The following is a 2107-nucleotide window of genomic DNA, read 5'->3' on the forward strand; positions in this document are numbered from 1 at the left end:
CACCGTCCACTGCTCTACGAGAGTCGAGCCCTCGCCGTCGGCGACGCCGTTGCGACGAAACAGATAGCCGGCGCCATGCGTCTCCGTGCGCAGCGGCGTCGCGTCAGCAGCCGTGGAAAGACTCGCGATGCTCTACACGACCTTCGGCTACCCGGCCGACTACGGCTACTTCGACAACACCCTCGGCGAGGACGGCGACCGTCTGGGTCGTCGCATCCTTGAGGGCTGCGAGCTGAGCCTGCATCGTGGCCAGGTTCGCCGACTGCTCGTCCAGGGCTGCCTGCGCCGCATCCGCAGCCTGCTGCGCCGCGACCATCTTCTCTTCGGCGACCTTCTGCAGCCGGTCGCGCTCGTTGCGAGCGACGACCGCCTGGTCGCTGAGGGACTGCGCGGAGTTGCGCGCCGCGACGGCCTTGTCGTAGACGGACTGGTTGTATTCGAGGAGCTTGTCCATCGTGCCGAGGCGCGCGAGCAGCTCATCGGCGTTGTTCGCCGAGCCGGCGAAGAACAGTTCCATCGACGTGTCGTCGCCGCCGTTGCGGTAGAGCTGCGCGGCGACCTGCCCTGCCTTGCGGGCGGAGCTGTCGGCGACCGCAGCCTGCTCGTCGGCCTTCGCCTGCATGGAGTCGGCTTCGGTGGCCGCAGCGAAGTAGGCCTGCTGAGCGTCGTAGAAATCCGCCGATGCGACCTGCGCCGCTGCCTGAGTCTCGGCGACCTTCTGCGTGAGCGACTGGATCAGTCCCTCGATTCGCGAGACCTCGGCAGCCTTCGCCGCCTCGTTGTTCTTCGCGCGCTGCACATCGTCCCAGCTCGGGTACGTGGCGGCATACGCGGCCGACACACCGTTGGTGATGCCGAAGGCACTGAGGGCGACGACGCCGAGAGCGCCGATGCCGAGGGCACCGCGACGGCTGATGCCCATCTTGCCGAAAGCACGGCGTTCTGTCGGAGTGGGCGCGCAGCCGCAGTCCTCGGACGCCGCAGCAACTGCAGCATCCAGCGTGATCTTGTCGTTCACACGGCCCCTTCCGCCGGTTTCACAGTTGCCACACTAACAACAACTTTCACATCCGCACCAGGGGGCATCGCGGCGATCGCGCCCGCTCCCGACACCTCGATCGTCCCCCCGGAACACGCCCGGGGTGCGGCGCCGCGCCCTCGATTCGCGATTTACTCAAAACATCCCTTATGCTTGAGCGTCGGCAAGGAAGTCCCCCGGGACTGACTCGGCCCCATCGTTTAGCGGCCTAGGACGCCGCCCTTTCACGGCGGTAGCACGGGTTCGAATCCCGTTGGGGTCACACCTTCCGGTACAATTGAAAACAAGTATGGCCCTGTAGCGCAGTTGGTTAGCGTGCCGCCCTGTCACGGCGGAGGTCGCGGGTTCAAGTCCCGTCAGGGTCGCTCCGTGCGATGAGCTCTTTCTTCGGAGAGGGCTCTTCGTCTAGGACGCGACAGGTTCGCCGGTCGCGCGGCTCTGTAGCTCAGTTGGTAGAGCGTTCGACTGAAAATCGAAAGGTCACCGGATCGATGCCGGTCGGAGCCACACGAGTGATCGTTACAATCACTCCAGAAACCCTCGCCTAGCTTCTACATGGCGGGGGTTTTGCTTTGCCCTGGTGAGGAGCGATTTCCGAGCCGCTCCGCCAGACTGCTCCCCCGGGCCGCTCTGCCCCGGTCGTTGAGCGAGCGCAGCGAGACGAAACGGCTCCCTCGAGAAGCTTGTGCCGGTTTCGTGCCGGTAGAAGGCAGAGACACCGGCCGTGCTGGCCTCGCGAATCGCTACGACCGTCGAACTCTTAGTCTGCCAAGCAGAGCAGTTCTCACCCCGAGCATCCCGTTGCGACTGGTGCTACGCGAGCGCGCGAGATAGATCCAGATAGTTGCCCGTGATTTATCTGGATCGATCCGAACTGTGCAATCCAAACTGTCCTAGCTGCCGCCTAGCGCCATCCACACTTCCGCCCGTGCGTTCTCGACCGGAGTAGTGCCCCATAAAGTGGTGTAGCCCGTGGTGGCCGGCTCGTCGATCGCGACGAAGTGCGGTCACCGCGTGATCCTTCGAGGAAACTCTCACATCCCACTCGAAAGGCATCATCACGATGAC

Annotated in this window: 1 protein-coding gene and 3 tRNA genes; all 4 read left to right on the top strand. The window is 64.4% G+C overall.

The window, feature by feature from the left end; translation table 11 throughout:
• Positions 1–127 precede the first annotated feature (127 nt).
• The 4 genes from KZA10_RS18765 (at position 128) to KZA10_RS13165 (ending at position 1546) form a co-directional block, all read left to right on the top strand.
• Entirely contained in the window at positions 128–1225 is a 1098-nt protein-coding gene (locus KZA10_RS18765) for a hypothetical protein (protein ID WP_374196590.1), read from the top strand.
• Positions 1226–1228: 3 nt separating this feature from the next.
• Positions 1229–1301: transfer RNA gene (locus tag KZA10_RS13155), tRNA-Glu, on the top strand.
• A 29-nt stretch (positions 1302–1330) separates the two neighbouring features.
• Positions 1331–1404 (top strand) — tRNA-Asp (locus KZA10_RS13160).
• 69 nt (positions 1405–1473) lie between these two features.
• Positions 1474–1546, top strand: a tRNA-Phe gene (locus KZA10_RS13165).
• The last annotated feature ends 561 nt before the right edge of the window (positions 1547–2107 follow it).

The organism is Microbacterium sp. BF1 (assembly GCF_019279095.1).
GTDB classification, from domain to species: Bacteria; Actinomycetota; Actinomycetes; order Actinomycetales; family Microbacteriaceae; genus Microbacterium; species Microbacterium maritypicum.